The organism is Pantoea sp. (genome assembly GCF_028283705.1).
In the GTDB taxonomy this organism is placed as follows: Bacteria; Pseudomonadota; Gammaproteobacteria; order Enterobacterales; family Enterobacteriaceae; genus Pantoea.
Map to the genome: position 1 here is coordinate 378284 of NZ_JAPWKD010000032.1, position 13714 is coordinate 391997.

The 13714-nt window shown below is 55.2% G+C and carries 11 protein-coding genes; 8 read left to right on the top strand and 3 right to left on the bottom strand.

The features are described 5' to 3' along the window. Nucleotides 1-90 precede the first annotated feature (90 nt). Both rapA and rluA read left to right on the top strand, forming a co-directional pair. Nucleotides 91-2997 carry an RNA polymerase-associated protein RapA gene (gene rapA / locus PW844_RS24750; RefSeq protein WP_299457488.1) on the top strand — a complete coding sequence of 969 codons (2907 nt, stop codon included), beginning with the start codon at nt 91-93 and terminating at the stop codon, nt 2995-2997. Nucleotides 2998-3027: 30 nt separating this feature from the next. Further along, nucleotides 3028-3687, top strand: a complete 660-nt coding sequence (gene rluA / locus PW844_RS24755) for a bifunctional tRNA pseudouridine(32) synthase/23S rRNA pseudouridine(746) synthase RluA (protein WP_299458312.1) — start codon at nt 3028-3030, stop codon at nt 3685-3687. 94 nt (nt 3688-3781) lie between these two features. On the opposite strand, the gene djlA is transcribed toward rluA, so the two are convergent. Continuing rightward, a complete protein-coding gene (gene djlA, locus PW844_RS24760; RefSeq protein ID WP_084872607.1) occupies nt 3782-4597 on the bottom strand; it encodes a co-chaperone DjlA in 816 nt (271 codons plus the stop codon). Nucleotides 4598-4779: 182 nt separating this feature from the next. Here djlA and lptD point away from each other — a divergent pair, with 182 nt between their 5' ends. The 6 genes from lptD to apaH are packed head-to-tail and all read left to right on the top strand — an operon-like array spanning nt 4780 to nt 11589. Next, the gene (gene lptD, locus PW844_RS24765; protein WP_299457492.1) at nt 4780-7155 is read left to right on the top strand and encodes an LPS assembly protein LptD; all 2376 of its coding nucleotides are present in this window, start codon (nt 4780-4782) and stop codon (nt 7153-7155) included. A gap of 54 nt (nt 7156-7209) precedes the next feature. Next, nucleotides 7210-8505, top strand: a complete 1296-nt coding sequence (surA, locus tag PW844_RS24770) for a peptidylprolyl isomerase SurA (RefSeq protein ID WP_299457494.1) — start codon at nt 7210-7212, stop codon at nt 8503-8505. Then, on the top strand, nt 8495-9487 hold the full coding sequence (gene pdxA / locus PW844_RS24775; protein WP_299457497.1) for a 4-hydroxythreonine-4-phosphate dehydrogenase PdxA: 993 nt from the start codon (nt 8495-8497) through the stop codon (nt 9485-9487). Before surA ends, pdxA begins: the two co-directional genes overlap by 11 nt. Continuing rightward, nucleotides 9480-10304, top strand: a complete 825-nt coding sequence (gene rsmA, locus PW844_RS24780; RefSeq protein WP_084872600.1) for a 16S rRNA (adenine(1518)-N(6)/adenine(1519)-N(6))-dimethyltransferase RsmA — start codon at nt 9480-9482, stop codon at nt 10302-10304. The genes pdxA and rsmA overlap by 8 nt, the downstream gene beginning before the upstream one ends. A 4-nt stretch (nt 10305-10308) precedes the next feature. After that, the gene (apaG, locus tag PW844_RS24785; RefSeq protein ID WP_084872598.1) at nt 10309-10686 is read left to right on the top strand and encodes a Co2+/Mg2+ efflux protein ApaG; all 378 of its coding nucleotides are present in this window, start codon (nt 10309-10311) and stop codon (nt 10684-10686) included. A 51-nt stretch (nt 10687-10737) separates the two neighbouring features. Next, nucleotides 10738-11589, top strand: a complete 852-nt coding sequence (gene apaH, locus PW844_RS24790; protein ID WP_299457501.1) for a bis(5'-nucleosyl)-tetraphosphatase (symmetrical) ApaH — start codon at nt 10738-10740, stop codon at nt 11587-11589. A gap of 57 nt (nt 11590-11646) precedes the next feature. Here the strand turns inward: apaH and folA are convergent, their stop codons facing one another. Together folA and PW844_RS24800 are read right to left on the bottom strand one after the other, a co-directional pair. Next, nucleotides 11647-12129, bottom strand: a complete 483-nt coding sequence (gene folA / locus PW844_RS24795) for a type 3 dihydrofolate reductase (protein WP_299457502.1) — start codon at nt 12127-12129, stop codon at nt 11647-11649. A gap of 288 nt (nt 12130-12417) precedes the next feature. Then, entirely contained in the window at nt 12418-13560 is a 1143-nt protein-coding gene (locus tag PW844_RS24800; protein WP_299457503.1) for a porin, read from the bottom strand. Between the last annotated feature and the right edge of the window lie 154 nt (nt 13561-13714).

Consider the following 13714-nt stretch of genomic DNA (forward strand, 5'->3'; position numbering starts at 1 on the left):
CCTTCCCAAACCATCTTGTTTGGCGGGAGTGCTTTGCCTGAGAGCGGGTGCACATCTTCATGACATGACAGAGAGTCGAGCAAAAAATATATGGTTTTTACACTGGGTCAACGCTGGATAAGTGATACGGAAAGTGAACTGGGACTGGGAACGGTAGTTGCGCTGGATACGCGCATGATCACCCTGATGTTTCCGGCAACCGGCGAAAACCGCCTGTATGCCCGTAACGATTCTCCCGTTACCCGCGTTATCTTCAATCCGGGTGATACCGTCACCAGCCACGAAGGCTGGCAGATGCGCGTTGACGAAGTTCGCAACGAAAACGATTTAATCACCTACATCGGCACGCGCCTCGATACCGAAGAAGCTAACGTGTTGATGCGCGAGGTGATGCTCGACAGCAAACTGGTGTTCAGCAAACCGCAGGATCGTCTGTTCGCCGGTCAGCTGGACCGAATGGACCGCTTTGCGCTGCGCTTCCGCGCCCGTAAATATCAGAGTGAGCAGTACAACCTGCCCACCAGCGGCCTGCGCGGCATGCGTACTAACCTGATCCCGCATCAGCTGCACATTGCGCACGATGTCGGCCGTCGCCACGCCCCTCGCGTACTGCTGGCCGACGAAGTAGGCCTCGGTAAAACCATCGAAGCCGGGATGATCATCCAGCAACAACTGCTGGCAGGCCGGGCTGAACGCGTGCTGATTGTGGTGCCGGAAACCCTGCAACATCAGTGGCTGGTGGAAATGCTACGCCGCTTCAATCTGCGCTTTGCGCTGTTTGATGACGGCCGCTACACCGAAGCCCAGCATGACAGCGATAACCCGTTCGATACCGAACAACTGATCATCTGCTCCCTCGATTTTGTGCGCCGTAACAAGCAGCGTCTGGAACAGCTGGCCGATGCCGCCTGGGATTTGCTGGTGGTGGATGAAGCGCACCATCTGGCCTGGAGCGAAGATGCGCCAAGCCGCGAATATCAGGTGATTGAACAGCTGGCGGAACAAACCCCCGGCGTGTTACTGCTGACCGCCACGCCGGAGCAGCTCGGCCTGGAAAGTCACTTTGCCCGTCTGCGCCTGCTCGATCCTAATCGCTTCCACGATTTCAGCCAGTTTGTCGCTGAGCAGCAGCACTACCGTCCGGTGGCGGATGCAGTCAGCACGCTGCTGGCCGACAAATCCATCTCCAAAGATGAGATGAACCTGATTAACGATCTGGTCGGTGAGCAGGATATCGAACCGTTGTTGCAGGTGGCGAATAGCGACCGCGATGGCAAAGAAGATGCACGTAAAGAACTGATCTCGATGTTGATGGACCGCCACGGCACCAGCCGCGTGCTGTTCCGCAACACCCGTAACGGCGTGAAAGGCTTCCCGAAACGCGAACTGCACCAGATTCGCCTGCCGCTGCCCGCGCAGTACCAGACGGCGATTAAAGTCTCCGGCATTATGGGGGCACGCAAAAGCGCCGAAGAACGCGCACGTGACATGCTCTACCCCGAGCAGATTTATCAGGAGTTTGAAGGTGACAGTGGCACCTGGTGGAACTTCGATCCGCGCGTTGAGTGGCTGATGGGCTACCTCACCAGCAACCGTAAAGAGAAAGTGCTGGTGATTTGCGCCAAAGCCGCCACCGCCCTGCAACTTGAGCAGGTACTACGTGAGCGCGAAGGCATCCGTGCAGCGGTATTCCATGAAGGTCTGTCGATCATTGAACGCGACCGTGCCGCGGCCTGGTTTGCCTCCGAAGAAGATGGCGCACAGGTGCTGCTGTGCTCGGAAATCGGTTCTGAAGGCCGCAACTTCCAGTTTGCCAGCCGTCTGGTGATGTTTGACCTGCCGTTCAACCCGGACCTGCTGGAGCAGCGTATAGGCCGTCTCGACCGTATCGGCCAGGCGCACGATATCCAGATTCTGGTGCCGTGGCTGGAAAAAACCGCCCAGGCGGTGCTGCTGCGCTGGTACCACGAAGGTCTGGACGCGTTTGAGCACACCTGCCCTACCGGCCGCACCATTTACGACAGCGTTTACAATCAACTGATTGAATACCTGGCGGCACCGGAAAATCCACAGGGGCTGGATGAATTTATCACTGAGTGTCGCAAGCAGCATGACCAGCTGAAAATCCAGCTGGAACAGGGACGCGACCGTCTGCTGGAGCAAAACTCCAACGGGGGAGATGCCGCCCAGGCGCTGGCCGACGCCATTGCCGAGCAGGACAATGATACCGGTCTGGTCAATTTTGCCCTCAACCTGTTCGATATCGTTGGCATCAATCAGGAAGATCGTAGCGATAACCTGATCGTACTGACGCCGTCCGATCATATGCTGGTGCCGGATTTCCCAGGCCTGCCGGAAGATGGCTGCACCGTCACCTTCAACCGCAACCAGGCACTGTCGCGCGAAGATACCCAGTTCATTACCTGGGAGCACCCGCTGATCCGCAACGGGCTGGATTTGATTCTTTCCGGCGATACCGGCAGCTGTGCGCTGTCGTTGCTGAAAAACAAAGCGTTGCCGGTCGGCACCCTGCTCCTTGAGATGATCTACGTCGTGGAAGCACAGGCACCGAAACATCTGCAACTGACCCGCTTCCTGCCGCCAACGCCGGTTCGTCTGCTAATGGATCGCAGCGGCAACAATCTGGCGACGAAGGTGGAGTTCGAAAGCTTTAACCGCCAGTTGAACGCGGTGAATCGTCATACCGGCAGCAAGCTGGTTAATGCCGTCCAGCAGGATGTGCATCAGATTCTGACGCTGGCCGAAAGCGCCGTAATACCGGAAGCCCAGGCGGTGATCGCCGCAGCCAAAGTGGAAGCCGATGAGAAGCTGAGTGCGGAGCTGTCACGTCTCGAAGCGCTGCGCGCCGTCAACCCCAACATCCGTGATGATGAGGTTGACGCGCTGGAAAGCAACCGTCGTCAGGTGCTGGCAAGTCTCGGTGAAGCAGGCTGGCGTCTTGATGCGTTACGTCTGATTGTGGTGACGCACCAATAACTGAACGGGGCCGTCAGGCCCCTTACGGAACTGCTGATGGAACCTTATAACCCACCGCTCGAACCCTGGCTGCATATCCTGTATCAGGACGACCACATTATGGTGGTCAACAAGCCGAGTGGTTTGCTGTCGGTGCCGGGCCGCCTCGATGAGCATAAAGACAGCGTGATGACGCGCATCCAGCGCGATTATCCACAGGCTGAATCGGTGCATCGTCTGGACATGGCCACCAGCGGCGTGATCGTGGTGGCACTGAACAAAGCGGCGGAACGTGAGCTGAAGCGCCAGTTCCGCGAACGCGAACCCGCCAAACAATATGTCGCGCGCGTCTGGGGCCACCCGGCGCAGGAGAAAGGGTTAATCGATCTGCCGCTGATTTGTGACTGGCCGAACCGGCCAAAGCAAAAGGTGTGTTTCGAGACGGGAAAACCGGCGCAGACGGAATATCAGGTATTGGCGTATGACGCGGATAACAGCGCGCGCGTGGCGCTGAAGCCCATCACCGGACGCTCGCACCAGCTGCGCGTGCATCTGCTGGCGCTGGGGCATCCGATTCTCGGTGACCGCTTCTATGCGCCACCGGAAGCGCTGGCAATGGCTCAGCGCCTGCTGCTGCATGCTGAGTCGCTCACCATTACCCATCCGGCGTTTGGTAACAGCATGACGTTTCGCCAGCCAGCTGACTTCTGACCTTTGTCGTAGCGGCGCAATTTCTCGCGCAATTCGTGCGCGTGGCTGGAAAAAACTGCGCGATAAATCGCGCCGCTACACAGGAGGAAAGGATTTATTTAAATCCTTTTTCCTTACGAATCAGATCGTAAGCCGCCTGAATTTCCTGCGCTTTCTGCTTCGCCATCTCCATCATCTCCGGCGGCAGCCCTTTCGCCACCAGCTTATCCGGATGATGTTCCGACATCAGCTTACGGTAAGCACGTTTAATAGTGGTGCTGTCGTCACTGCTTTTCACGCCCAGCACGCTACAGGCATCTTCCAGCGTCGGACCCCGTTTGGCCTGCTGGAATCCCCCACCGCTGTAAGAAGAACCGCCACCGCCAAATTGCTGGCCGCCTTCCATCATGCGCAGGAACTGGTCAAACTGCATCCGCGAAATGCCAAGCTCCTCAGCGATAACGTACAACACCTGCCGCTCATTCGGATGCAGCGAACCATCGGCAAACGCCGCCTGAATCTGAATTTCCAGAAACATCCGAATCAGATCAAAACGACCAAAACAGGCACTGCGCAGTTCACGCAATTTATTGCGTAATGGATAGTCACCCTGTTTCCCTTCACGGAAAGCACGCTGCGCGGCGGTACGCGCATCGCCATGCAGCTGCATCCGGTCCATCAGCAAGGAAGCAATCTGAATATCCGCTTCGGTGACACGCCCTTTTGACTTGGTCAAATGGCCCATCACCTGAAAAGTGGTGCTAAAAAACAGTGTCTGGCGGGTCTGGTTGTTGGCGAAATAGCCTTGTCCTTTAACGCTGCGCACTTTATCAAACATATGACCAATGATGAGACCCAGTACGATGCCCCAAAAGCCCAGCCCGGATAGCAAGCCCAAAGCCAGACCAATTACTTTTCCCCAGTAGCGCATAAACTCCTCAATTCGCCATGCTTGCGGCTGAAAATTGCATTATCATACCTGTCATTTATCTCAGCGCCTAACGGCAACGCGGACAGACAAGGATTAACACTGGCGCAACGCCGGGCAGTAAGTTAGTCTCTGACCGGATTGTCGGCATGATGCCAGTTTTCATGGAATTATCGAAACCGCGTATGAAAAAACGTATACCTACCGTGCTGGCTACCATGATTGGTGCAGCGTTATACAGTCAGTATTCACTGGCCGACGACTTAATGTCGCAGTGTATGCTGGGCGTGCCGAGCTTTAACCGCCCGTTGGTGGAGAGTAAAGACACGAACTCGCTGCCCGTCACGATTCATTCTGACACCTCTAAAGGGAACTATCCCAACGACGCGGTGTTCACCGGCAATGTCGATGTACAGCAGGGTAACAGCCGCCTGAATGCCGACGAAGTTCAGCTGCATCAGCGTCAGCAGGATGGGCAAACGACGCCGGTGCGTACTGTTGATGCGTTGGGTAATGTGCACTACGACGACAATCAGGTCATCCTGAAAGGTCCGAAAGCCTGGTCAAATCTGAACACCAAAGACACCAACGTCTGGAACGGCACCTATCAAATGGTGGGCCGTCAGGGGCGTGGTGATGCTGACCAGATGAAACTGCGCGGCGACAATCGTTATACCATCCTCGAAAACGGCAGCTTTACCTCGTGCCTGCCTGGCTCCAATAGCTGGAGCGTGGTCGGTTCTGAAGTGATTCAGGACCGCCAGGAAGAAGTGGCGGAGATATGGAACGCGCGCTTCAAACTGGGCAATGTGCCGGTGTTCTACAGCCCATATATGCAGCTGCCGATTGGCGATCGTCGTCGTTCCGGTTTCCTGATCCCTAACGCAAAATACAGCAGCACCAATGGCTTCGAGTTCATGCTGCCGTATTACTGGAACATTGCGCCGCAGGCCGATGCCACCATTACGCCGCACTACATGAGTAAGCGCGGCATGCAGTTGCAGAACGAATTCCGTTATCTGAGCGAGTTCGGTGGCGGTTTGATGGAATTCGATTATCTGCCATCAGACAAACAGTACGATAACGATAAAGCGGTGCGCGGCATTTCGCAGGATGCCAGCTCCGATCGCTGGCTGTTCTACTGGCGTCACGCGGGTGTTTACGATCAACACTGGCGCTTCAACGCCGACTACACCAAAGTCAGCGATCCTTACTACTTCACCGATCTCACGTCGAAGTACTACAGCTCCACTGATGGCTATGCGACGCAGAAATTCAGCGTAGGCTATGCGGATACTAACTGGGACGCGACACTTTCTACCAAAGACTTCCAGGTCTTTGGCAGCACCAGTACCAGCAACGTTTACCGCGCGATGCCGCAGCTCGATCTGAATTTCTATCAGAACGATATCGGGCCGTTTGATGGACATATTTATGCGCAGGCGGTGAAATTCACCAACGTCAATAGCCGGATGCCAGAAGCGACGCGTCTGCATATCGAACCGACGCTGGATCTGCCGTTGTCGAATGGCTGGGCCAGCCTCGATACCGAAGCCAAATTCCTCGCTACGCATTACCAGCAGGACGGCCTCGATTATTACAACAGCGCATCATACGATCGCACCGCCAGCGGTTTGCTGAAAGATTCCGTCAACCGCACGCTGCCACAGTTTAAAGTGGACGGGCGTTTGGTGTTTGACCGCGATATGGACTGGGCTGAGGGCTACACCCAGACGCTGGAACCGCGCGTACAGTACCTCTATATTCCGTACCGTGACCAGAGCAGTATCTACCCATATGACTCAACGCTGCTGCAAACCGACTACACCGGTCTGTTCCGCGATCGCACCTACAGTGGCCTCGATCGCATCGCTTCAGCCAATCAGGTGGCAACCGGTGTCACCACCCGAATTTATGATAACGATCTGGTTGAACGTTTTAACGTTTCTGTGGGTCAAATCTACTCGTTTACCCCATCGCGGACTGGTGTTAACCAGACCAGTGATGAAGATGACACCGGCAGCCTGATCTGGGCCGGTGACACTTACTGGAAGGTAAGCGATCGCTGGGCCGTGCGTGGCGGGCTGCAATACGATACCCGCCTTGATAACGTAGCGCAGGGCAATGCGGTGCTGGAGTATCGTCAGGACGCTGACCGTATGGTGCAGCTGAGCTACCGCTACAGCAGCCCGGAATACGTGGCGCAGGCGCTGAATGATTCAAGTCTGCTGACTAACCCGATCTATAAAAACGGGATATCCCAGGTGGGTGCTACTGCCAGCTGGCCGATTGCTGATGCCTGGTCGCTGGTGGGTGCGTATTACTACGACACCCGCAACAGCAAACCGGCTGATCAGTTGCTGGGCCTGCAGTATAGCTCCTGCTGCTACGCGATCCGTCTTGGCTACGAGCGCAAAATCAACGGTTGGGAAAACAACGAAAGTAAGTATGACAACCAAATCTCATTCAACATTGAGCTACGTGGCCTTAGCTCCGACTATGGCTTAGGCACCCATCAAATGCTGCGTCAGGGCATTATCCCTTACCAGCAGGGTTTCTGATGTTGTGATGTTTGACAGGCTATCCCGCAGTGCGGAAACAACAATGGATAAAGTATGAAGAACTGGAGAATGCTGATTCTTGGTGTGGCGGTTGTCGCTAACACCGCGTTCGCAGCCCCGCAAATGGTAGACAAAGTTGCCGCCGTTGTGAATAACGGCGTGGTGCTGGAGAGTGATGTTGATAGCATGCTGCGCACAGTGAAAGCACAGGCACAGCAGGCCCATCAGCAACTTCCGGATGACAACACCCTGCGTCATCAGATCCTTGAACGCCAGATCATGGATAGCATCATTCTGCAAATGGGTGAAAAAGCGGGCCTGCAGATCAGCGATCAGCAGCTGGATGAAGCGATCCAGAACATCGCCGCGCAGAACCATATGACCCTTGATCAACTGCGCAGCCGCATCGCCTACGATGGTATTAACTACAACGAGTACCGTGCGCAGATCCGTAAAGAGATGATGATCTCTGAAGTACGTAACAATGAAGTCCGTCGTCGCGTCACCATTCTGCCGCAGGAAGTGGATACGCTGGCGAAGCAGGTGGGTTCACAGAACACCCAGGGTACTGAGTTGAACGTGAGCCAGATCCTGCTGCCGCTGCCGGAAAACCCCACGCAGAAACAGGTTGATGATCAGGAAGCTCTGGCTCATCAGCTGGTGGGTGAACTGAAAAAAGGCGCTGACTTCGGCAAGCTGGCGGTGACCTATTCTGCTGATCCGCAGGCGCTGAAAGGCGGCAATATGGGTTGGGCCAAAATTGAAGAGCTGCCGACCCTGTTCTCTCAGGCACTGGCAACCGCGAAGAAAGGTGATGTGGTCGGCCCTATCCGCTCAGGCGTTGGCTTCCATATCCTGAAAGTGAACGATCTGCGTGGTGAGAGCAAAAACATCTCCGTCACCGAGGTGCATGCGCGTCATATCCTGCTGAAACCGTCACCGATCCTGACTGACGACCAGGCACGCGCTAAGCTGGAAGAGATCGCCGCTGATATTCGCAGCGGTAAGACCACTTTCGCAGCGGCAGCCAAACAATATTCGGACGACCCGGGTTCAGCGAACCAGGGTGGCGATCTGGGCTGGACCTCTCCGGAAGCGTTTGATCCGGCATTCCGCGATGCGTTAATGCGTCTGCAGAAAGGCCAGACCAGCCAGCCGGTTCACTCGTCGTTTGGCTGGCACCTGATTCAGCTGCTGGATACCCGTCAGGTTGATAAAACTGACGCCGCGCAGAAAGAACGTGCCTATCGTATGCTGTTTAACCGTAAATTCACGGAAGAAGCGCAAACCTGGATGCAGGAACAGCGCGCCAGTGCTTACGTGAAGATTCTGGATAACAATGGTCAGTAATTATCGTGTGGTGATCACTCCCGGCGAGCCTGCCGGGATTGGTCCTGATTTAACCGTGCAACTGGCCCAGCGTGACTGGCCAGTTGAACTGGTGGTGTGTGCCGACGGCGAGCTGTTGCGTCGCCGCGCGGCACAGCTGGGTTTACCGCTGACGCTGCGCGATTACCAGCCCGGTGTCGCGCCCCAGCCGCAGCAAGCCGGTTCGCTGACGCTGTTACAGGTCGATACCGCCCAGCCTGTCACCCCCGGTGAGTTGACGGTCGCCAACAGCCACTACGTGCTGGAAACCCTGGCGCGCGCCTGTGACGGTTGTCTGAATGGTGAATTTGCTGCCCTGATTACCGGTCCGGTGCACAAAGGTGTGATCAACGATGCCGGTATCCCCTTTACCGGGCATACCGAGTTTTTTGCCGATCGCGCTGGCGGTGATCGCGTGGTGATGATGCTGGCGACCGAAGAGCTTCGGGTAGCGCTGGCGACCACCCATTTGCCGCTCAAAGATGTCTCGGCAGCCATCACCCGTGACAGCCTGCATGAAGTGATCACCATTTTGCATCGCGATATGCAGCAGAAATTCGGTCTGCCGAATCCGCATATTTTCGTCTGCGGCCTGAATCCGCACGCGGGCGAAGGCGGCCATATGGGCCGCGAAGAGATCGATACCCTCATTCCGGCGCTGGACGAATTACGCCAGCAAGGCATCCAGTTGACCGGCCCGCTCCCCGCTGACACCCTGTTCCAGCCCAAATATCTGCAACATGCGGATGCGGTACTGGCGATGTATCACGATCAGGGCCTGCCAGTGCTAAAATTTCAGGGGTTTGGCCGTGCGGTAAATATCACGCTGGGCCTGCCCTTTATCCGTACCTCCGTTGACCACGGTACCGCGCTGGAATTGGCCGGACTGGGCCAGGCGGAACCGGGCAGCTTTATTACGGCGCTTAACCTCGCCATCACTATGATCAAGAGCAGTAATGAATAATCGCGTCCATCAGGGGCATTACGCCCGTAAACGTTTCGGGCAAAACTTCCTGAACGATCAGTACATTATCGACAGCATCGTCTCCGCCATTCATCCGCAAAAAGGTGAAGCCCTGGTGGAGATAGGCCCTGGCCTTGGCGCATTGACTGAGCCGGTGGGCGAGCGTCTGGATGCACTGACCGTGGTGGAACTGGACCGCGACCTTGCCGCACGTTTGCAAACGCATCCGTTCCTCGGTCCTAAACTGACCATCTTCCAGCAGGATGCGATGACCTTTGATTTCTCTGCGCTGGCGCAGGAGAAAGGCCAGCCGTTGCGTGTTTTTGGCAACCTGCCGTACAACATTTCCACCCCGCTGATGTTCCACCTTTTCAGCTATACTGGTTCGATTAAAGATATGCACTTCATGCTGCAGAAAGAAGTGGTCAATCGTCTGGTGGCCGGACCGGGCAGCAAAGCCTATGGTCGACTCAGCGTGATGGCGCAGTATTATTGTCAGGTGATTCCGGTGCTGGAAGTGCCGCCACAATCTTTCACACCACCGCCCAAAGTGGACTCTGCGGTGGTACGCCTGGTGCCTTTTACCCAGCCGCAACATCCGGTCAGTGATGTGCGTCTGCTCAGCCGCATTACGACTGAAGCCTTTGGTCAGCGCCGTAAAACGCTGCGCAATAGCCTGAGTCACCTGTTTACTGCGGGTGCGCTGGATGCACTGAATATTGATGCGACCCTGCGTGCAGAAAACGTCTCGGTGGCGCAGTATTGTCAACTGGCCAACTGGCTTGGCAATCATCAGGCAGCAACCCCGGAGAACTGAGTGCATGAGTGAACTGGCCCGCGTCTGTATCCAGGTACAAAGCCTGTATGTGGAGTCGCAATCGTCACCTGACGAGGAGCGCTACGTGTTTGCCTACACCATCACCATCCGCAATCTGGGACGCAACAGCGTCCAGCTACGCGGCCGATACTGGTTGATCACCAACGGTAATGGCCGTCAGACCGAAGTTCAGGGCGAAGGTGTGGTTGGCGAGCAGCCTCATATCGCCCCGGGCAACGAATTTCAATATACCAGCGGCGCGATCCTTGAAACGCCGATGGGCACCATGCAAGGCCACTACGTGATGATCGACGAGGAAGGTGAAGAGTTCTTTGTCGAGATCCCGGTATTCCGGCTTGCGGTACAAACCCACATCCACTAATCCTTCTCCGCCCGGTCCATCCGGGCGGCGCGTTTTAACCGGACTGACGTAATGAGTACATACCTGATTGGCGATATTCACGGCTGTTACGACGAGCTTCGTGCCCTTTTGGCACAGGTTGATTTCGATCCGCAACAGGATACCCTGTGGCTGACCGGTGACCTGGTGGCACGCGGCCCCGGCTCTCTCGACGTACTGCGCTATGTGAAATCGCTGGGGGATTGCGTACGGCTGGTGCTGGGCAACCACGACCTGCATCTGCTGGCGGTGTTTGCCGGTATCAGCCGCAATAAACCAAAAGATCGCCTGACTCCCCTGCTGGAAGCTGACGATGCCGATGAGTTGATCAACTGGCTGCGTCGCCAGCCATTGTTGCAGGTAGATGAAGAGAAAAAGCTGGTGATGGCACATGCGGGTATCACGCCGCAGTGGGATCTGGCGACAGCAAAAATGTGCGCGCGCGAAGTTGAAGCGGTGCTCTCCAGCGACAGTTATCCGCTGTTCCTCGATGCCATGTATGGCGATATGCCGAATAACTGGACGCCAGAACTAAGTGGGCTGTCACGCCTGCGTTTCAGCACCAACGCGCTGACGCGTATGCGTTTCTGCTTCCCGAATGGCCAGCTGGATATGATCTGCAAAGATACGCCGGAATCCGCCCCACCTCCGCTCAAGCCCTGGTTTAAGATCCCAAGTCCGGTAGCACAGGATTACACCGTGGTGTTTGGTCACTGGGCATCGCTGGAAGGCAAAGGTACACCGGAAGGGATTATCGGTCTTGATACCGGCTGCTGCTGGGGTGGCACGCTAACGTTGTTGCACTGGGAAACGCAGCAATATTACGTCCAGCATTCCAACCGCGAACAGGCGATGGCACAGAGCGCAACCCATCCGCATCCGTAGCGGCGCGATTTATCGCGCGTCTTGTGTAATTCGCGCGATAAACCGACCTGCCGTTAATTAACGGCGGCGTTCCAGAATTTCGAAGCAGTAACTGTGTGAGTTCTGGGCGTCGGCATCATGGAATTCACTGAAGGTTGACTGCCATTCATCCGGTTCGTAGTCCGGGAATTGCGTGTCGCCTTCCACTTCAGCGTCAATGTGGGTGAGATAGAGACGATCGGCGCGCGGCAGCATCTGCTCATAAATACGCCCACCACCAATCACCATCACCTCTTCAGCATCACCCGCGGCATTGACCGCATCTTCCAGTGACGTCACCCAGGTCACGCCATCATGGGTGCCCGGCTGGCTGCTGACCACAATATTCAGGCGTCCCGGTAACGGACGGCCAATAGATTCAAAAGTCAGACGCCCCATAATCACGGGCTTATTCAGGGTGTTACGTTTGAACCAGGCCAAATCAGCCGCCAGGTTCCAGGGCATGGCATTTTCCATACCGATGATGCGATCCGCTGCCAGTGCCGCGATCAGACTAATCATGTTAAAAGACCTACAGGAAAAAAATTGGCGCCATCATACGTAAAGGCGAAACTTTCGTCGATAGGGTGAAGTCGCTATTTACGTAAAGCTCCTTTGCCACCGCATTTTTGTTATTGGACAGAGTTTTACACCGCTTTTCTCACCATTTTCCGAAAGAGGCGCCATAAATGGGTGGTGAAACGGCACAAGGCAGCGTGAAAAGACGATCGGGCGTGTACAGGCGTGTAAAGAAATGCGCACTGCGTGCGACAATTGAAAACGGCTCCCGCGGGAGCCGTTGTAACAGGGTTAGAAATCGTAGCGCAGACGCACCAGATTCATGTTACCCAGTGATTTGTCAGTGCTGGAAGTGATCACATATTCATAGTCAACACGGAAGCCGTAGTCGAGCTGGAACGAGACACCCAGACCATTGTCGATACGCTGGTAGTCACGACCATTAACGTATTGCAGACGGTCACCCATAAAGTACGGCTGGATGGATTTAACCGCATACTGACCAATCGGGAATTTATAGCCCGCAAAGTATTCCACACCCCAGGCATCGTCAGCAAAGTAGTTCTGAGCATTTTTCACGCCTGTAGGTGAGAAGTTCTGATACCAGCCAACCCCAGCAGAAAGCGTCCAGTGATCCGGTGTCCAGCTCAGAGCCGTACCGTAGATGTTCTGGTCGTAATTTTTGTCATCACCCGTTGAAGTGTTACGCATTTCAGCACGCGTGTAGTTCCACGCAGTACCCCAGGTCAGGTCTTTGTTGATGTGGTAATCCACACCCAGCGAACCGCCACCTTTACGCTTATAACGCAGGTAATTGCCACGCAGCAGTTCATTATCAGCAAACAGATATGAAGCATAAACATCAACGTTGCCGAAAGTATTTTTGTATTTCAGCATCTTACGTCCACGGTAGGTACCATCGTAGTCGCCGTTGATACCTACGGTGGGTGCCTGGGCCAGCATATCGTAGTCCCAGATATCGGTTTTCACACCGACCACATCATAGTAGACGCTGTTCTGCTGACCGAAAGTCAGCTGACCCCAAGTGGCACTCTTGAAGCCGGTATACAGTTGACGGCGGGTGGTGTTGTTCGCACCGTCGGCATAGTGATTATCCCAGCCCCACCACGCCGGGAAGTTAACGCCCAGCTCGTAGTAACCTACCCAACTTACATCATCAAACAGGTAGTAATTGGCGGTGAAACGGAAACGGGAACCGCCGTCATAGCCATTACGCTTGTAAGATTGGTCGCTTACGCCGGCTTGATGCTGGAACTGCGGACGAATACTGCCGCCGACCTGGAAGGTGAGACGGCTAAGCGGATCGTTAGCCTGCGGATCCGCCTTCAGAAGAGTAACTTCAGCCTGGCTGGCGAGAGGAGCCGCTGCGACCAGCGCAGCAATGGCGGTGAGAGTGAAAGCACGCATTTTCATTTTTTATATCTATCCCAGTTAAGCTCGAAAAGATGAGCGACTGGAATACTAAGGCTAGCGGTATCGCTTTCTATTTATAAATTCGTGCTAATAAATGTGTAGACAAAAAATACCGCACCAGTCGCTAAAAATTCTTAAAATCATAATATTGTCA

What these genes read in the sequence shown, in the direction of transcription:
- rapA (WP_299457488.1), top strand. Translation starts at nt 91, where the DNA reads ATGGTTTTTACACTGGGTCAACGCTGGATAAGTGATACGGAAAGTGAA.
- djlA (WP_084872607.1), bottom strand. Translation starts at nt 4,597, where the DNA reads ATGCGCTACTGGGGAAAAGTAATTGGTCTGGCTTTGGGCTTGCTATCC.
- lptD (WP_299457492.1), top strand. Translation starts at nt 4,780, where the DNA reads ATGAAAAAACGTATACCTACCGTGCTGGCTACCATGATTGGTGCAGCG.
- surA (WP_299457494.1), top strand. Translation starts at nt 7,210, where the DNA reads ATGAAGAACTGGAGAATGCTGATTCTTGGTGTGGCGGTTGTCGCTAAC.
- pdxA (WP_299457497.1), top strand. Translation starts at nt 8,495, where the DNA reads ATGGTCAGTAATTATCGTGTGGTGATCACTCCCGGCGAGCCTGCCGGG.
- rsmA (WP_084872600.1), top strand. Translation starts at nt 9,480, where the DNA reads ATGAATAATCGCGTCCATCAGGGGCATTACGCCCGTAAACGTTTCGGG.
- apaG (WP_084872598.1), top strand. Translation starts at nt 10,309, where the DNA reads ATGAGTGAACTGGCCCGCGTCTGTATCCAGGTACAAAGCCTGTATGTG.
- apaH (WP_299457501.1), top strand. Translation starts at nt 10,738, where the DNA reads ATGAGTACATACCTGATTGGCGATATTCACGGCTGTTACGACGAGCTT.
- folA (WP_299457502.1), bottom strand. Translation starts at nt 12,129, where the DNA reads ATGATTAGTCTGATCGCGGCACTGGCAGCGGATCGCATCATCGGTATG.
- PW844_RS24800 (WP_299457503.1), bottom strand. Translation starts at nt 13,560, where the DNA reads ATGAAAATGCGTGCTTTCACTCTCACCGCCATTGCTGCGCTGGTCGCA.